Source organism: Pectobacterium aroidearum, from assembly GCF_041228105.1.
Classification (GTDB): Bacteria; Pseudomonadota; Gammaproteobacteria; order Enterobacterales; family Enterobacteriaceae; genus Pectobacterium; species Pectobacterium aroidearum.
Genome location: NZ_CP166097.1, coordinates 3085254 through 3101411 on the forward strand (window position 1 = coordinate 3085254; position 16158 = coordinate 3101411).

Consider the following 16158-nt stretch of genomic DNA (forward strand, 5'->3'; position numbering starts at 1 on the left):
TTTTTGCCTTTTCCCCGTTATAGTAAGCCATGGTTATATTTTGCTGCGGAGCCGCTGGCACATGACATCCCCCTCAGCCCCGATCCTGATTCTGGGCGCAACTGGCTACATTGGCCGCCATTTAACCGAACGATTGAGCAAACAGGGCAAGCAGGTCATCGCTGCCGGTCGCAATACCGAGTCCCTCGCGTCACGGCATTGGCCGGGCGTCGATTGCCAACAGGTTGACCTCGCCAAGCCAGAAAGCCTACCTGATGGCCTGTGGGGCGCGGAAACGCTCTATTATCTGGTGCACAGCATGGGCGACGGCGCGGACTTCGTGGCAAGGGAACGCATGGCGGCCATGAATTTGCTGCTGGCACTGGCCTCCAGCCGCGTGAAACAGATTATCTATCTGGGGTCGCTTCAGGCAAAAGATGACACCTCACCGCATATGCAGGCACGCCAGATTACCGGTGATATTCTGCGCAGCAGCGGCATCCCCGTCACGGAACTGCGTGCGGGCATTATTATTGGCGCGGGTTCGGCGGCATTCGAGATCATGCGAGATATGGTCTATAACCTGCCAGTGCTGACGCCACCACGTTGGGTGCGTTCTAAATCGTCGCCCATTGCGCTGGAAAACCTGCTGGTTTATCTGATCGACATCGTGCAGCACCCCGCGACAGAACATCGCATCATGGATGCCGCAGGCCCCGAATACATCAGCTACCAGACGATGTTCGAGCGTTTCATTCAGATTAGCGGCAAACGCAGAGTGCTGATTCCCGTTCCGATGCCGACGCATCTGGTGTCCGTCTGGTTCTTGCATCTGGTGACATCGGTTCCCCCGTCCATCGCCCGAGCATTGATTCAGGGGTTAAAACACGATTTGCAGGCCGATGGCCATGAGCTACAGACGTTGATTCCACAAACGCTGATGAGCTTTGATGACGCCGTACGCCTCACGCTGCAAAGCGAAATGGAGAGCGTACAGCAGGCCGATTGGGGCGATGACACCGAGGTTCGCGCGCGCTGGAAACCAAATTACGGTTTTTACCCTAAACAGGCGGGGCATACGATGGAGACAACAGCCTCCAGTCAGGCGCTCTGGCAGGTCATTCAGCAGGTCGGTGGCAAAGAGGGCTATTTTTACGCGAATACGCTGTGGAACATCCGTGCCCGATTGGACGATCTTTGCGGTAACGGCGTCACTTATGGACGCCCCGAGCGCCCGACGCTGGAAGTGGGCGACAAAATCGACGGCTGGAAGGTTATCTCGATCAAGCCACAGCGTCAGCTGGTACTGCTATTCGGCATGAAAGCACCGGGGCTGGGTAAACTCAACTTTACTATCACGGACAAAGGCACTCACCGAACCGTGGATGTCCGCGCCCGCTGGCATCCTTCTGGGTTCAACGGGCTGGTTTACTGGTTTCTGATGATGCCAGCTCATTTGTTTATCTTCCGTGGCATGGCAGCGCGCATTGCGAAACTGGCAGAGAAGGAAGTGGTTTAGCGGCTGCCGTATTTCTCCAGCAGTGCGTCGACAATCGCTTCACTCTGCGCATCTGGCTGACCTTGATAGTTCGCAGGTCGGAAATGCATCTGGAAAGCGGCAATCACCTGCCGCTTCTCACGCGCCGTCATCGTATCCTGCACCGAATAGCCATAGCGTCCTAACTTTTCCAGCAGAACCGCTTCATCCACCGGCTGCGTCGTTGGTCGTCCTTGCAAATAAAACGCCACCCGCTGCGCGTCCGGCCAGGCACCCACGCCCGCTTGCGCCAGCGCCTGCCAGGGGAACAGCGGCCCTGGATCTTGTTTCCGCTGCGGGGCAATATCACTGTGTGCGACCACATTCTGCGGCGCAATCTGGTAGCGAGCGACAATGTCACGGGCAAGCGCAGTTACCAGTTGAATCTGCGCGGCAGTGAACGGCTCCCACGTATAGCCTGTTAGCGTGCGCTGATAGCCCGCGTTTTCAATCTCAATACCAATCGAGGAATTATTCAGCCGACTAAACCCGCGCCAGCTACTGGCACCCGCATGCCAGGCAGCCTGAGATTCCGGTACCAGTTGCCAGGCAAGCGGCTTGCCGCGCTGCAAAGGCGGATGCGCCGGAACAAGATAATGCGCGCTGACATGCTCATCCGTCAGAATATTCAGCGAGGTGGCAAAATCTTCCGCGGTGTAGTGGATCACCAGAAAGCGAATACGGGACTCCTGTGCCCGCGACTGCACTCCCGTCTCCAGCACATAATTATTCTGTTCCTGTAACGAGGAAGCCGATTGACACCCCGTCAACAGCCCCAGCACTATGCAGACCATCCATTTCAACATCGTTATTCCACTATATAGGTATCTTTTCCGCAGCGTCTCTTGCCTGCACTAATCGGCTATTTCAGCCACTAGCGGCGAACTTTTACTGCGGTACCGCTGACGGTCACCATCAGCATGCTGCCATCCTTCCCGACAGTTTCATAGTCAAGATCGATGCCTACCACGGCATTCGCGCCTAAATCAGCGGCCTGTTCCTGTAGCTCTTTGAACGCGATCTGGCGCGCCTTACGCAGCTCTTTCTCATATGCACCGGAACGACCGCCAACGACATCGCGAATGCTGGCAAAAAAATCACGGAAGATGTTCGCGCCCAGAATGGCCTCGCCGGTCACGACGCCACAATATTCAGTAATCGTGAAGCCTTCCAGGGTCGGTGTCGTAGATAATTGCATGTCATCTCCTTTCACTGCGATTGACTATCAATGTGCTGTACGGCTGGCACCCACGACGAGAAAGCGTGTCTCCAAGCCGTAAGCCGTTATTTTGTGCTATTATTTAACCAACAAATCGCTTATTGGCAAATTTTAACCCCCGGTGATTGCATAACTATTCTGCCGACGTTAACATTCGCCGCATCAATGTCTATTCAATTCTTACGCATGAGTATTCAACTAAACGGCATTAACTGTTTCTACGGCACATACCAGGCGCTATTTGATATCACCCTCGATTGTCCTGCGGGTGAAACGCTGGTTCTTCTTGGTCCCAGCGGAGCAGGAAAGAGCTCGCTGATACGAGTTCTTAATCTGTTGGAAATGCCGCGCTCTGGTACGCTTTCCATCGCCGGTAATCAGTTTGATTTTCAGCGCACGCCATCCGATAGCGCGATCCGTGAGTTGCGTCAGAACGTCGGGATGGTGTTCCAGCAATACAATTTATGGCCGCATCTGACCGTCGCGCAAAACCTGATTGAAGCGCCCTGCCGCGTGCTGGGACTGAGTAAAGAAGAAGCCAAAGCGCGGGCGGATAAACTGCTGACGCGTCTGCGCCTCAATGACTTTGCCGATCGCTTTCCCCTTCATCTGTCTGGCGGGCAGCAACAGCGTGTTGCGATTGCGCGTGCGCTGATGATGGAACCTCAGGTGCTGTTATTTGATGAGCCCACCGCCGCACTGGATCCAGAGATTACCGCTCAGGTCGTCAACATCATCCGTGAATTGGCGCAAACCGGCATCACGCAGGTGATTGTGACCCACGAAGTCGAATTTGCCCGTAAAACGGCCAGCCGGGTAGTGTATATGGAAAACGGCCGCATCGTTGAACAGGGGGATGCGACGCACTTTACCCAGCCGCAGACGCCTGAATTCGCTGGTTATTTGTCACATTGATTACTATCAGGAAAATGATAATGAAAAAATTGATTGTTGCAGCCTTATTCGCAGTAGGCGCCGCCTCTGCTAACGCCGCGGATACCATCCGTTTCGCGACCGAAGCCTCCTACCCTCCGTTCGAATTTGTCGATGCCAATAACCAGATTCAGGGTTTTGATATCGATCTGGCTAATGCCCTGTGCAAAGAAATGCAGGCAAACTGCACGTTCAGCAATCAGGCTTTCGACAGCCTGATCCCCGGCCTGAAATTCCGTCGCTTCGAAGCCGTCATCGCGGGAATGGATATTACTCCAGAGCGTCAGCAACAGGTCTCATTCACTCAGCCTTACTATGATAACTCCGCTCAGTTTATTGCCCAGAAAGGGAAAGTGGCCGATGTTGCTGCGCTGACAGGCAAACGCGTTGGCGTACAGAATGGTACGACCCATCAGAAATACCTGATGGAAAAGCATAGCGATATCAAAACTGTGCCTTACGACAGCTACCAGAATGCCGTGCTGGATCTGAAAAATGGCCGTCTGGATGCCGTGTTCGGTGATACCGCCGTGGTTAACGAATGGCTGAAACAGAACGATACGCTGACGACCGTTGGTCAAAACGTAACAGATAAAGGTTACTTCGGTATCGGTCTGGGCATCGCCGTGCGCCAGAACAACGATGAGCTGCTGAAGAAATTCGACGATGCGCTCAACAAAATCAAGCAGGATGGCACTTACGAGACCATCTACAAAAAATGGTTCCAGCAGTAATCTGACGCTCAATGATTGAATTCCAACCTCTTGCAAGCGCCGCCGGGATGACCGTCGGCCTTGCCGTTTGTGCACTGGTGCTCGGCCTCGTGCTGGCGATGCTGTTTGCCGTTTGGGAAACCGTTCGCTGGAAAGCCGTTAGCTGGACGGGAACCGCCGTCGTGACGCTGCTGCGCGGCCTGCCAGAAATTCTGGTCGTGCTGTTTATCTATTTCGGATCGTCCCAGTTGCTGATGATGCTGGCGGATGGTTTCACCCTGAATCTCTTCATCGTGCAGATCCCGGTAAAACTGGATATCGGCATGTTTGAAATCAGCCCCTTCCTGTGTGGCGTGATTGCGCTGGCATTGCTGTATGCCGCTTACGCTTCCCAAACGCTGCGTGGTGCGCTAAAAGCCGTACCGCAAGGACAGTGGGAATCGGGTCAGGCGCTGGGACTCAGTAAATCTGCGATCTTTTTCCGTCTGATCATGCCGCAGATGTGGCGCCATGCGTTGCCAGGATTAGGCAATCAGTGGCTGGTATTGCTGAAAGATACCGCGCTGGTCTCGCTGATTAGCGTTAATGATTTGATGCTGCAAACCAAAAGCATTGCGACACGGACTCAAGAGCCCTTTACCTGGTACGTTGTCGCGGCAGCGATCTATTTGATTATCACGCTGTTAAGTCAGTATGTGCTGAAACGCATTGAACTGCGCACCACGCGTTTTGAGCGGAGACCTTCCTGATGCTCGCTTATTTACCTGAGCTATTAAAAGGCCTGCATACCAGCCTGACCTTAACCGCGGTCTCTATCGTCGTGGCGCTGGTGTTGTCGTTGCTGCTGACCGTCGTACTGACGCTCAAAACGCCTGTCATCTCGATGCTGGCAAAAGGCTACATTACGCTGTTTACCGGCACGCCGCTGCTGGTGCAAATCTTCCTGATTTACTATGGCCCAGGGCAATTTACTTCTATCCAGCAAATCCCCTGGCTATGGAATCTGCTTTCGCAACCGTGGTTGTGTGCGATGGTAGCGCTGGCGCTCAATAGTGCGGCTTATACCACGCAGCTGTTCTATGGCGCAGTCAAAGCGATTCCTGCCGGACAGTGGCAATCCTGTGCGGCACTGGGGATGAATCAGCGGCAAACATTACGCATTTTGCTGCCGTTCGCGTTTAAGCGTGCGCTGTCTTCTTATTCAAATGAAGTGGTGCTGGTGTTTAAGAGTACGTCACTGGCTTACACCATTACGCTGATGGAAGTCATGGGCTACAGCCAATTGATGTACGGCCGGACGTATGACGTGATGGTGTTTGGTGCCGCCGGGATTATCTACCTGTGTGTCAACGGGTTACTGACGCTACTGATGCGCTGGGTTGAACGTCGTGCGCTGGTGTTTGAACGCCGTAATTAATCCTTATCACACTTATCCGTTTAGAAAGCAGGCTTTACCAGCCTGCTTTTTTTATGGCGTGCCATCTCTGCCCGTCCCCTTAGTCCGTTGCCTGCTGATGTAAAAATACGCAACAAATCGACTTATTAATCATTTTTATTGCATATAAATTCAATCAGTGGCATGGTAATCGCCATGACGTTGGAATGTTTCCGCGTAACTATTTTATAAGAAAAACAGACAGGAGTAGGTAATGAAAAAATTAGTGCTCGCCACCTTACTGGCAGGAATCGCCTTCAGCGCCACCGCGGCAGACACCATCCGTTTTGCCTCATCAGCCACCTACCCACCCTTTGAATCACTGGATGCCAACAACGAAATCGTCGGTTTCGATATGGATCTAGCGAAAGCATTGTGCAAACAAATGCAGGCAACCTGTACGTTCACCAATCAAGCATTTGACAGCCTGATCCCTGCGCTGAAATTCCGTCGCTATGACGCGGTGATTTCCGGTATGGACATCACCCCAGAACGCAGCAAGCAGGTCATGTTCACGCAGCCTTACTATGCCAACTCTGCTGTCGTTATCGCGCAAAAAGGCAAATTCAGCGATTTTGCGGCGATGAAAGGCAAACGTATTGGTATGGAAAACGGTACGACGCACCAGAAATATATGCACGACAAGCACCCGGAAGTACAAACCGTCTCTTATGACAGCTATCAGAACGCGGTACTGGATCTGAAAAACGGCCGCATCGACGGTGTATTCGGTGATACCGCTGTCGTCAACGAATGGATTAAGACGAACCCTGAACTGGCAACGGTTGGTGAACACGTGACTGACGCAGAATACTTCGGTACCGGATTAGGCATCGCCGTTCGTCCCGATGACAAAGCACTGCTGGAGAAACTGAATAAAGCGTTGGACGCCATCAAAGCGGACGGCACGTACAAAGCCATCAACGACAAGTGGTTCCCGCAATAAGGTTCACTTCGCGTAGCGCGGTATGAATGTACCGCGTTATCGAACGCTCCCACTATTACGTGTTAGGTCGTTTAAAGGTTTCGTGCGTGTTAATTACGGTATTCTTCTGTCATTTCATCACACGCCCGACAAGGCGCGCTCAAACGCCGCAGCGCCTTGACCACTGGCTTTTCGGCGCTAATTGCGCCGCTTCGCGGTGCCTTCGGCGCTCGTATCCGCTGTTCGGACCGTCTGCGACGCGTTCCTTACGCGGCGCAGACTTTCGCGGCGTCCATACCGCTCATCCGGCGGCCACGCCCACCTCAGCGCAATTTTTTACGCCTGATGCAGCAGGCTCCACAAAGAACACAGATGACCTAGATTTTCTCGATATCATCACGTTTCAATAACATCAGCACTTCATAGTGCGCCGTATGCGGGAACATATCGAACAGCTGTACGCGCAGCGCACGATAATTCGTCAGCTCGGTCATGTCTTTTGCCATGCTTTCGGCGTTACAGCTGGAGTAGAGAATATAGTCCGGTGCCATACGGCTCAGGTAAGCACACAGTTCGCGGCCGATACCGCGGCGTGGCGGGTTGACTAGCACCAGCTCGGGAATTTCCGCTTTACCTGTCGCGAACTGTGTAGAATCCAACGCCTGAAACTCCACCTGTTTCAGCCCAAGCTGTTCCGCAGAGCGGCGTGCGCAGGCTATTGCCTCAGCGCTGATTTCAATCCCTGTCAAACGCATCTCCGGTGACGCGCAGTGCAGACCAAATCCCCCTACTCCGCAAAACAGATCCCACATGCTGGTGATATTCAGCTCTGCAACCCAGTCGCGTGCTGTCGCATACAGTGCAGCCGCCACCTGCGGGTTCGTCTGAAAAAAACTTTGCGGACGGATATACAGCGGCACCTGATTGAACTGTTCGGCCAACGCGGCAGCCTCACTTAGGATGATTTCTGTTTTCCCTTCCATTATCGCCTGATGGACCGGCTGGATATTGGCGGATATCACCTCAAGCTGCGGTAACTGTTGCTGTAGCCAGGGCAATGCGGCACGCAGCTGCGCCAGTTTAGTTTCCGAACGTAAAACAAAACGCAGCATAAACGTGCCGCGCTGCGTACTTTCCGTCAGCAGCAGGTATTTCAGCTCCCCACGGCGTCGAGCCACGTTATAAGGCGTCAGCCCCGCTCGGGCGATGAAGACTTTAAGCACGTCGAAAACCGGTGCGAAGCTGGACGGATAAAGGGGACAATCGCAAAGATCCACCGCCGTTCCATCACGATGCAGCATCCCCAGTAGCGGGCTCTCCACACTGCCGCTCACCACCATTTTGGCTTTATTACGAAACGCAGACTGCGCAGAAGGCTGCACCGGCAGCCAGCGCTGCACGGCGTGTGGCTGTAGCAAGCCTTCAAGGTGCTGTTGCTTATCGGATAGCTGCTGTGGGTAGGCTTTTTCCAGCCATTGGCAGGAACGACAGGTTCCCGTGCTGTAGCGGGCACAATGCATAAAAATCTAACTATTAAAAATAATACGGAATGAGAGGATTATACCACCCTGATGGCGTCACCCTGCGATCTTTCCGCTTGTTCATGGGCAACGCCAGCAGCCAGACAGGTTCAAGAGCGATAAATGTCTATTTCTGGCGCAGAAAAAAACGCTTACTGCGTCGTGGCAGAAACAGTAAAACAATCACCAGAAGATCCGGGATCTTTTGCAGCAGGAGCTGATGCAATACGGCAGCATTGTTCTCTCCTGAAATATGGAATATTGCCGGCATAAACTCACTGAACGACGCTAGCAATAGGTAACACACCACCGCGGCCTGACAGGCCACATAGCCCCAGCGCCCCCAGTTCACACCAGCCAAAACGGCAAAGCCGCAGCGAATCTCAACGCCAACGACAACAAGTGATAACAGTAACACCAGCGTCGAATCCCAGGCTTCTGCGTTGCTGCCAATCCAGCCGCTAAAATCGCTGAGCCCTAGCTCCCACACCAGCAGCAAAATCCCCAAAAAACGAGTAGCAATAATCGCAATCCCCGCCACCATGACTGGTACCGGGGCATAAACTTTGCGTTGTGTCATTTCCTTCTTTGTATACAGAATTTCAACGCTCTCCCTTCATGCGGTCATTTATCCGCCCCCAAATACAACACCCACATAAAATGGGATGTTGATATAAAACCCAACGCGAATATAAAACAACAACGCCCCCATACTCTGGCGGCGTTGCTGGAAATCTTCGCTAGGCTAACAAATTACAGTGAGAAATCGAATCAGCCGCGTCTCGCTTTTTGCATATCGCGATAGCGCTGCTTCTCTGCTCTCGCCATAAACCACCAGGCGATAAAACCAATAATACCAACGACTAACAATATCAGGGAAGCCAATGCGTTAATTTGTGGATTAACGCCCATTCTGACACTGGAGAACACCAGCATTGGCAGCGTCGTCGAACCTGGTCCAGCCACGAAGCTGGCGATAACCAGATCGTCCAGCGACAGCGTAAACGCCAGCAGCCAGCCGGAAAGCAGCGCAGGCGCAATCATCGGCACCGTGATAATGAAGAACACCTTGAGCGGATTCGCGCCCAGATCCATTGCTGCTTCTTCAATAGAACGGTCAAGCTCACGCAGACGAGCACTAATAACCACGGTGACATAGGCGGTACAGAACGTGACGTGCGCCAGCCAGATAGTTAACATCCCTCTTTCCGCTGGCCACCCAATCGCATGACCTAACGCCACAAAGAGCAATAGCAGTGACAGGCCGGTAATCACATCTGGCATAACCAGCGGTGCTGTCAGCATGAATGCAAACCCATTGGAACCACGAAAACGGCCAAAGCGCACCATCACCACGGCGGCGATTGTTCCAAGAATCACGGCCATCGTGGCCGAAGCTGCGGCAATCGTCAGACTCAGGAGCACCGCGCTGATCATCGCCGTATTGTGGAATAGCTCAACGTACCAGCGCGCCGACCAGCCAGCCCAGACGGTAACCAGCTTGGAGCTGTTGAATGAGTAAATCACCAGCATCAGCATCGGCGCATAGAGGAACGTAAAGCACAGCACCAAAATCACAATACGCCACGGTGAGCGAACAACAGGTAAATTATTCACGCCTCACCCTCCGCACTTTTGCTCTGATGTTTGTGGAACCAGATAATCGGCATAATCAATAGCAGCAACATAACGACGGCAACGGCAGACGCCACCGGCCAATCACGGTTATTGAAGAATTCCTGCCACAAAATACGGCCAATCATGATGCTATCTGGCCCGCCGAGCAGTTCTGGAATCACGTATTCCCCCACCGCAGGGATGAAGACCAGCATCGAGCCGGCAATAATTCCGCCTTTCGTTAAAGGAACGATCACGCTGAAAAAGGTTTTCAGCGGCCGCGCGCCCAGATCCAACGATGCTTCCACTAACGAATAGTCCAACCGCATCAGCGCGGTATAGATCGGCAGCACCATAAACGGCAGATAGGAGTACACGACACCAATATAAACCGCCAAATTGGTATGCAGAATGACCAGTGGTTCATCGATCACACCCAGCCACAGCAGGAAGTTATTCAGGATGCCGTTATTTTTCAGAATCCCCATCCAGGCGTAGACGCGAATCAGGAATGACGTCCACGATGGCAGAATCACCAACAATAATAGGATATTACGCGTTGAAGGTTTGCTGTGCGCTACCGCCCAAGCCAACGGATAACCGATAAACAGACAGCACAACGTCGACACGGCAGCAACCTGGAGTGATTGCATATAGGCATCGAAATACAGCGGGTCGTCCAACAAGTGCAGGTAATTCCCAAGATTCAGGGAAATATCCAGCTTGTCGTCCATCCAGGAAACCAGATCGGTATACGGCGGGATCGCCCGCGCCATCTCTGCAAGGCTGATTTTGAACACGATCAGGAATGGCAGCATAAACAGCAGCAGCAGCCACAGATACGGCAGCGCAATGACCAGCTTACGTCCGTGCTTTTGACGCCAGCGTGCCATCAGCACACGGAGCCAGAGTCTGGCCTTGCCCGGTGGTTCCGCCGTGCTACGTTCGGGAAATAAAGTCATGGCATTCTTCCTCACTACACCGTCAGAACCACACAGCTATCCGCATCCCAACACAGCCGGACCTCATCTCCCCAGGTCGGTGCGCCTTTGCGATAGCGGTAAGCATTTTGTAACTGCGCGCTGATGGTTTGCCCGCTGTTGAGCCTGACGTGGTAAATCGACAGGTCGCCCAGATAGGCGATATGCACCACTTCCCCTACCGCGAAGTTACAGCCATCGGCTGGAACCTCTTCACACAACATGATCTTCTCTGGACGCAACGCGATGTAGACCGGAACGCCATCCACCACCGAGACATCCGAATCCACCTTCAGCGGATGCACCAGCCCAGGGCTTTTGATGATCAGCGCATCGTCCTGACGTTCCTGCAAGATCCCTTCAAACATATTGACCGAGCCGATGAACTCCGCGCTGAAACGCGTGTTCGGGTGCTCATAAATCTCTTCCGGTTCGCCAATCTGTACGAATTTACCGCGATTCATAATGGCAATACGGCCTGCCATGGTCATGGCTTCTTCCTGATCGTGCGTCACCATCACGCAAGTCACGCCCACACGCTCCAGAATATCGACGACTTCGAGCTGCATGCGGTCACGCAGTTTCTTGTCCAGCGCTCCCATCGGTTCGTCCAGCAACAGCAGTTTAGGACGCTTCGCCAGACTACGTGCCAATGCGACACGCTGACGCTGGCCGCCGGAAAGCTGATGCGGTTTACGATTAGCGAACTCCTGCATATGCACCAGCGACAACATCTCTTCCACACGGTCTTTAATTTCTGCGCGCGGTAGCTTGTCCTGCTTCAGACCAAACGCGATATTCTTTTCCACCGTCATGTGTGGGAACAGCGCATAAGACTGAAACATCATATTGATAGGACGCTGGTAAGGCGGCACCAATGACAAATCCTGACCATCCAGAACAATCTGCCCCTGCGTGGGGAGCTCAAAACCCGCCAGCATACGCAGCAGCGTGGATTTCCCACAGCCGGATGCACCCAGCAGAGCAAAAATTTCGCCTTTATAAATCGTCAGGCTGACATCATCGACGGCGGCCTGACCATCGAACGACTTCGTCAGGTTACGCACTTCCAGCAGCGGTGTGGCCGCTTTTTGAGGTTTTGATTGAGGGCGGGGGATCGCGTCATTCACTTCGCATTGCTCTCCGGCAAAAGCAGAACAAGCCACACCGCAGATGCCGCCATTCGGCGTTTTTTGCATTCAGCGATGTGACACAATATAGAGCGCAAACAGGCGGTTCATCCGCCTGTTTGCCACATTTCATACCCATCCATTCTTTGATTGCTGAAACCAGCCACCATCAAGCGCTTGGGTAACTATTCAAAGCTAAAAGGCTATTTGCCGCTCTTAACCTTAGTCCATGCACGTGTACGCGTGCGGTCAATCTGAGGAGATTGCACCTTAAGCGTAAACAGTTTGGCACGCACATCCGCCGGCGGATAAACGCCCGGGTTATTACGAATTTCTGCGTTCACCAACGGCAAGGATGCCAGATTACCGCTCGCGTAATACACATGGTTACTGATTCCCGCCATCACTTCCGGCTTCATCAGGTAATCCAGAAACGCATAGGCTTCATCCAGATTTTTAGCATCTTTTGGAATAGCGAGAACATCAAAGAATGCCAACGCGCCTTCTTTCGGAATGCTGTATTGGATATTCACCCCGTTCTTCGCTTCTTTCGCACGGTTTCCTGCCTGCAGGATATCGCCCGCCCAGCCGACTGCGACGCAGATATCGCCGTTTGCCAGATCGTTGATGTACTGCGATGAATGGAAGTAGCGAATGCTCGGACGCAGTTTCAGCAGCAGGTCGGTCGCAGACGTGGTGTAATCCCCCGGCTTGGTGCTGTTCGGATCTTTACCCTGATAGTTCAACACGGTCGCAAAGATCTCTTCCGGTGCATCCAGGAAGGAGACGCCGCAGCTTTTCAGTTTTTCCAGGTTCTCTGGTTTCAGTACCAGATCCCAGCTGTCAACCGGCGCGTCAGCCCCTAGCGCTGCTTTGACTTTCTCAACGTTATAGCCGATGCCCGTGGTCGCCCACAGGTAAGGCAGGGCATATTTATTCTCTGGATCGTGCTGCGCAATCAGCTTCATCAGCTCAGGATCCAGATTTTTGTAATTCGGTAACTTGCTCTTGTCTAATGGCTGAAAAACTCCCGCAGAGAGCTGGCGCTCCAGGAAGCTGGCAGAAGGCACCACCAGATCAAAACCCGTGCTGCCCGCCATGAGCTTACCTTCCAACACTTCGTTGGAATCAAACACGTCATAGACGACTTTAATGCCGGTTTCTTTCTGGAAATTGGCTAACGTGTCCGGCGCGATATAGTCGGACCAGTTATAAACATGCAGCGTTTTCTCTTCCGCAGATGCGGTGACGGACGCGGCCATCAGCAAGCCGGTAACAACACCCGATAGCCATTTTTTACGTTGGGTGAACATCCGTTCCTTCCTCCATATAAGGGGGTGATTCATGGAAATGAGCCTGTATCGTTCCGATACAAAATATGTCCTGCCGCGCTATCCAATCGGTGAATGAGTATGCACCGATTTTTATTCGCTCAAACACAGACATAGCCCTGATTCAGCTGTCCGTGTCTTACAGGAATAAAGCATAACCCCACAACATCCTATGCACCATACTTGAACGTAAAAAATGGGTTTTAACGATTATTTATTCACATTTTATCGATGTGATGAAGGTGTTTAGCCGCAAACAAAGAGAAATATCTGGCAATAATGCGAAATAGCCAGAATAAGTGTCGGCGAGAGGAAAATAAGTAAAACCAATTGCTGCCTTTGGCAGCAACCGTATCAATGCAGATGTGAGGTTGTGACTCTGACAGCAGAGCCCTCTTCTTCCTCGCCAATAAACAGCAGATTATTAGCACCAGCTTCGAGGATCACCATTGAGATCTGTTCTTCAGACTGCTGCATGAAATGGCGGAACTGTTCCAACGTCATGCCGGCAGCAACGCTGAATGACTGGCAGACAATCAGCTTCGGCAGATTATCGTCCTGCACATCGATAAACGCTTTGACGGTCAACGAGCTGGCGTTGATTTGGCTCAGATCGCCGACCAGAGGGATCAACGCGCTGGGTTTCACTTCGGCAAGTGCGGAAAACAGGATCACGTTATCTACCAGATCAACTTTCGCATCGAACACGCCATCAAAATTTTGCATATGAGGAAGATGGAGCGCCTGACAGGAATCACATTCAAAATACAGAATATTCAGTTGATCCAGCCACCGCCGTAGCATAGCCAAATCCGGGACGATGAGTGAATCCATTATGTTTGCCTCATACCTGTCGCCGTAAAAACAGCGTTGTTGAAAAGAAAGCACCGCTCATATCGGAGCGATGTTAAAACGTAAAACAGAAACATCATTAAAAACGGCACATAGCTTACGGAATATTGCGCGACGATGCCATGATAAAAGCGCGTCGTCCCCGCTTTCCTCGTTCTGGTATACGGCAACGTACTGGATAGCGCCGTGGCACAATGCCCCCTCAATCGGGAACGTCGTATTTTACGGCGCTGCCCCTGTTTCAGAAAGCTAACTTTTACTTATGCTTGCCGATGTTGCGAAGCGCCTCTGAGTATTTTGCTCAATAAACTCAATCATCATGCCAGCAATATCAAACCCAGTCGTCGTTTCAATCCCTTCCAGCCCCGGCGAAGCGTTGACTTCCATCACCAGCGGCCCCCGGTCGGCACGCAAAATATCAACGCCTGCGACATTCAGCCCCAGCGTTTTCGTCGCCTTGATGGCGATAGCACGCTCCTGCGCCGTAATTTTCACGTTATTCGCCGAGCCGCCGCGATGCAGGTTTGAACGGAACTCCCCCGCTTTTGCCTGCCGTTCAATCGCCGCCACCACACGGTTGCCGATAACAAGACAGCGAATATCTTTACCCTGCGCTTCACGTACGTATTCCTGCACCAAAATATGCGCATTCAGCCCGCGAAAGGCATCAATCACGCTTTCTGCCGCCTGACGCGTCTCAGCCAACACCACTCCAATCCCCTGCGTGCCTTCCACTAGTTTTACGACTAGCGGCGCACCGCCTACCATCGCGATCAGGTCACCGGTATCATCCGGCGAGTGAGCAAAACCGGTAATCGGCAGATCAATGCCTTCACGGGCAAGTAGCTGTAGTGAATGCAGTTTGTCGCGGGCACGGATTACCGCCACAGAATTATTCAGCGGGTAGCTTCCCAGCATTTCAAACTGGCGTAATACCGCCGTGCCGTAAAACGTGATCTGTGAACCGATACGCGGAATGACCGCGTCATATTTATCCAACCGACGCCCACGATAATGCACCGACGGCGCCGCTGAATTGATATTCATGTAGCAGGAAAGCGGATCAATGATCTCAACGCTGTGCTTACGCGCCTCAGCCGCTTCACGCAGACGTTTGCAGGAATATAACGCCCCATCACGAGACAGAATGGCTATCTTCATAAATATCCTACAGATACTAACGTATCGCCCATCCTTGTTGATGTAAGTAGTCCAGCATGAATGGACGCAACTCTTTTTTCAGCGTCCGTTCGACGTGCTCACTCCAGCTTTCGCGGCGACTACCGGTACGTTGCAGATAATATTCCACCATTTGCCGATCGTATTGCGCCAGCACATCGTGGTCGAGCGGTTGATAGACATTCTCATGCAGCAGCATAGCGGTTGGCATACGCGGTTTCAGCATCGGTTCTGCATCCGGATGCCCCAGGCACAGGCCAAACAATGGTATAACCAGCGTTGGCAATTGCAGCAACTGCGTGACATCGGCGATTCGGTTGCGGATTCCACCGATAAATACCCCACCTAATCCCAGCGACTCTGCGGCGACCAGCGCATTCTGCGCCATGAGCGCGGTATCGACACAGCCAATCAGCAACTGCTCGGCCAGCCCGGTTTCTGCCTGTGGGAAGATCGCTACATGGCGGTGGAAATCGGCACAAAAGACCCAAAATTCTGCCGCCTGCGCTACATAGCCTTGTTCGCCGGTATAGTGAACCAGCGTTTCGCGCACGGCAGGATCGGTAATACGAATAATAGAGCTGCATTGTAAAAAACTGGAACTGGACGCGCTTTGTGCGGAGGTAATAATGGCGTGGCGTTGCTCATCCGTTACTGGCTGAGACGTAAACGCGCGAATAGAACGGTGGCGCTGTAGCAAATCAATAGTCGGTGTCACACGGGCATCCTTCAGTCGGTAAAGTACATCTCACATGCAGCTTGAAGTATGGCGGGAGTATATCGTAGCTCAGGCGGAGTCTGCATTCCC

General features: G+C 52.6%; 17 protein-coding genes. 6 read left to right on the plus strand and 11 right to left on the minus strand.

Going from position 1 to position 16158, the window contains the following annotated elements; genetic code table 11:
- Window positions 1-61 precede the first annotated feature (61 nt).
- Complete coding sequence (locus AB8809_RS14090; RefSeq protein ID WP_349856371.1) at window positions 62-1498, plus strand: DUF2867 domain-containing protein; 1437 nt, start codon at window positions 62-64, stop codon at window positions 1496-1498.
- Here AB8809_RS14090 and AB8809_RS14095 read toward each other — a convergent pair.
- The gene (locus AB8809_RS14095; RefSeq protein WP_349856372.1) at window positions 1495-2322 is read right to left on the minus strand and encodes an N-acetylmuramoyl-L-alanine amidase; all 828 of its coding nucleotides are present in this window, start codon (window positions 2320-2322) and stop codon (window positions 1495-1497) included. The genes AB8809_RS14090 and AB8809_RS14095 overlap by 4 nt on opposite strands.
- Before the next feature lie 68 nt (window positions 2323-2390).
- Window positions 2391-2714, minus strand: a complete 324-nt coding sequence (locus AB8809_RS14100) for a heavy metal-binding domain-containing protein (RefSeq protein ID WP_015839959.1) — start codon at window positions 2712-2714, stop codon at window positions 2391-2393.
- Between the two features lie 207 nt (window positions 2715-2921).
- Between AB8809_RS14100 and artP the strand changes: the two genes are divergently transcribed.
- The 5 genes from artP (at window position 2922) to artJ (AB8809_RS14125) (ending at window position 6762) form a co-directional block, all read left to right on the plus strand.
- Window positions 2922-3650, plus strand: coding sequence for an arginine ABC transporter ATP-binding protein ArtP (artP, locus tag AB8809_RS14105; RefSeq protein ID WP_180776994.1), 729 nt, complete (start codon window positions 2922-2924; stop codon window positions 3648-3650).
- Window positions 3651-3670: 20 nt separating this feature from the next.
- Entirely contained in the window at window positions 3671-4402 is a 732-nt protein-coding gene (artJ, locus tag AB8809_RS14110) for an arginine ABC transporter substrate-binding protein (protein WP_180776995.1), read from the plus strand.
- An 11-nt stretch (window positions 4403-4413) separates the two neighbouring features.
- Window positions 4414-5130 (plus strand): arginine ABC transporter permease ArtQ, encoded by a 717-nt coding sequence (gene artQ, locus AB8809_RS14115; RefSeq protein WP_015839956.1) that lies wholly within the window; start codon window positions 4414-4416, stop codon window positions 5128-5130.
- Window positions 5130-5798: an arginine ABC transporter permease ArtM gene (gene artM, locus AB8809_RS14120; protein ID WP_015839955.1), complete on the plus strand. Its 669-nt coding sequence runs from the start codon at window positions 5130-5132 to the stop codon at window positions 5796-5798. The genes artQ and artM overlap by 1 nt, the downstream gene beginning before the upstream one ends.
- Window positions 5799-6030: 232 nt before the next feature.
- Window positions 6031-6762: an arginine ABC transporter substrate-binding protein gene (gene artJ, locus AB8809_RS14125; protein WP_349856375.1), complete on the plus strand. Its 732-nt coding sequence runs from the start codon at window positions 6031-6033 to the stop codon at window positions 6760-6762.
- A 356-nt stretch (window positions 6763-7118) separates the two neighbouring features.
- On the opposite strand, the gene rlmC is transcribed toward artJ (AB8809_RS14125), so the two are convergent.
- The 9 genes from rlmC to nfsA all read right to left on the minus strand — a co-directional run bounded on the left by rlmC (window position 7119) and on the right by nfsA (window position 16068).
- Window positions 7119-8261: a 23S rRNA (uracil(747)-C(5))-methyltransferase RlmC gene (rlmC, locus tag AB8809_RS14130; RefSeq protein WP_349856376.1), complete on the minus strand. Its 1143-nt coding sequence runs from the start codon at window positions 8259-8261 to the stop codon at window positions 7119-7121.
- 127 nt (window positions 8262-8388) lie between these two features.
- On the minus strand, window positions 8389-8841 hold the full coding sequence (locus tag AB8809_RS14135) for a YbjO family protein (RefSeq protein WP_015839952.1): 453 nt from the start codon (window positions 8839-8841) through the stop codon (window positions 8389-8391).
- A gap of 191 nt (window positions 8842-9032) precedes the next feature.
- Complete coding sequence (gene potI, locus AB8809_RS14140) at window positions 9033-9878, minus strand: putrescine ABC transporter permease PotI (protein WP_010277277.1); 846 nt, start codon at window positions 9876-9878, stop codon at window positions 9033-9035.
- On the minus strand, window positions 9875-10840 hold the full coding sequence (gene potH / locus AB8809_RS14145; protein ID WP_180777000.1) for a putrescine ABC transporter permease PotH: 966 nt from the start codon (window positions 10838-10840) through the stop codon (window positions 9875-9877). The genes potI and potH overlap by 4 nt, the downstream gene beginning before the upstream one ends.
- A gap of 14 nt (window positions 10841-10854) precedes the next feature.
- Complete coding sequence (gene potG / locus AB8809_RS14150) at window positions 10855-11988, minus strand: putrescine ABC transporter ATP-binding subunit PotG (protein ID WP_181829136.1); 1134 nt, start codon at window positions 11986-11988, stop codon at window positions 10855-10857.
- A gap of 203 nt (window positions 11989-12191) precedes the next feature.
- Window positions 12192-13301 (minus strand): spermidine/putrescine ABC transporter substrate-binding protein PotF, encoded by a 1110-nt coding sequence (gene potF, locus AB8809_RS14155; protein ID WP_010277286.1) that lies wholly within the window; start codon window positions 13299-13301, stop codon window positions 12192-12194.
- Between the two features lie 372 nt (window positions 13302-13673).
- Window positions 13674-14153, minus strand: coding sequence for a YbjN domain-containing protein (locus tag AB8809_RS14160; protein WP_015839949.1), 480 nt, complete (start codon window positions 14151-14153; stop codon window positions 13674-13676).
- A 267-nt stretch (window positions 14154-14420) separates the two neighbouring features.
- Window positions 14421-15332, minus strand: coding sequence for a 30S ribosomal protein S6--L-glutamate ligase (rimK, locus tag AB8809_RS14165; RefSeq protein WP_015839948.1), 912 nt, complete (start codon window positions 15330-15332; stop codon window positions 14421-14423).
- A 16-nt stretch (window positions 15333-15348) separates the two neighbouring features.
- Window positions 15349-16068, minus strand: coding sequence for an oxygen-insensitive NADPH nitroreductase (gene nfsA / locus AB8809_RS14170; protein WP_180777001.1), 720 nt, complete (start codon window positions 16066-16068; stop codon window positions 15349-15351).
- Window positions 16069-16158 lie beyond the last annotated feature (90 nt).

Bases quoted from the DNA above. Each gene is read 5' to 3' on its own strand.
- AB8809_RS14090 (WP_349856371.1), top strand. From the start codon at position 62: ATGACATCCCCCTCAGCCCCGATCCTGATTCTGGGCGCAACTGGCTAC.
- AB8809_RS14095 (WP_349856372.1), bottom strand. From the start codon at position 2,322: ATGTTGAAATGGATGGTCTGCATAGTGCTGGGGCTGTTGACGGGGTGT.
- AB8809_RS14100 (WP_015839959.1), bottom strand. From the start codon at position 2,714: ATGCAATTATCTACGACACCGACCCTGGAAGGCTTCACGATTACTGAA.
- artP (WP_180776994.1), top strand. From the start codon at position 2,922: ATGAGTATTCAACTAAACGGCATTAACTGTTTCTACGGCACATACCAG.
- artJ (WP_180776995.1), top strand. From the start codon at position 3,671: ATGAAAAAATTGATTGTTGCAGCCTTATTCGCAGTAGGCGCCGCCTCT.
- artQ (WP_015839956.1), top strand. From the start codon at position 4,414: ATGATTGAATTCCAACCTCTTGCAAGCGCCGCCGGGATGACCGTCGGC.
- artM (WP_015839955.1), top strand. From the start codon at position 5,130: ATGCTCGCTTATTTACCTGAGCTATTAAAAGGCCTGCATACCAGCCTG.
- artJ (WP_349856375.1), top strand. From the start codon at position 6,031: ATGAAAAAATTAGTGCTCGCCACCTTACTGGCAGGAATCGCCTTCAGC.
- rlmC (WP_349856376.1), bottom strand. From the start codon at position 8,261: ATGCATTGTGCCCGCTACAGCACGGGAACCTGTCGTTCCTGCCAATGG.
- AB8809_RS14135 (WP_015839952.1), bottom strand. From the start codon at position 8,841: ATGACACAACGCAAAGTTTATGCCCCGGTACCAGTCATGGTGGCGGGG.
- potH (WP_180777000.1), bottom strand. From the start codon at position 10,840: ATGACTTTATTTCCCGAACGTAGCACGGCGGAACCACCGGGCAAGGCC.
- potF (WP_010277286.1), bottom strand. From the start codon at position 13,301: ATGTTCACCCAACGTAAAAAATGGCTATCGGGTGTTGTTACCGGCTTG.
- AB8809_RS14160 (WP_015839949.1), bottom strand. From the start codon at position 14,153: ATGGATTCACTCATCGTCCCGGATTTGGCTATGCTACGGCGGTGGCTG.
- rimK (WP_015839948.1), bottom strand. From the start codon at position 15,332: ATGAAGATAGCCATTCTGTCTCGTGATGGGGCGTTATATTCCTGCAAA.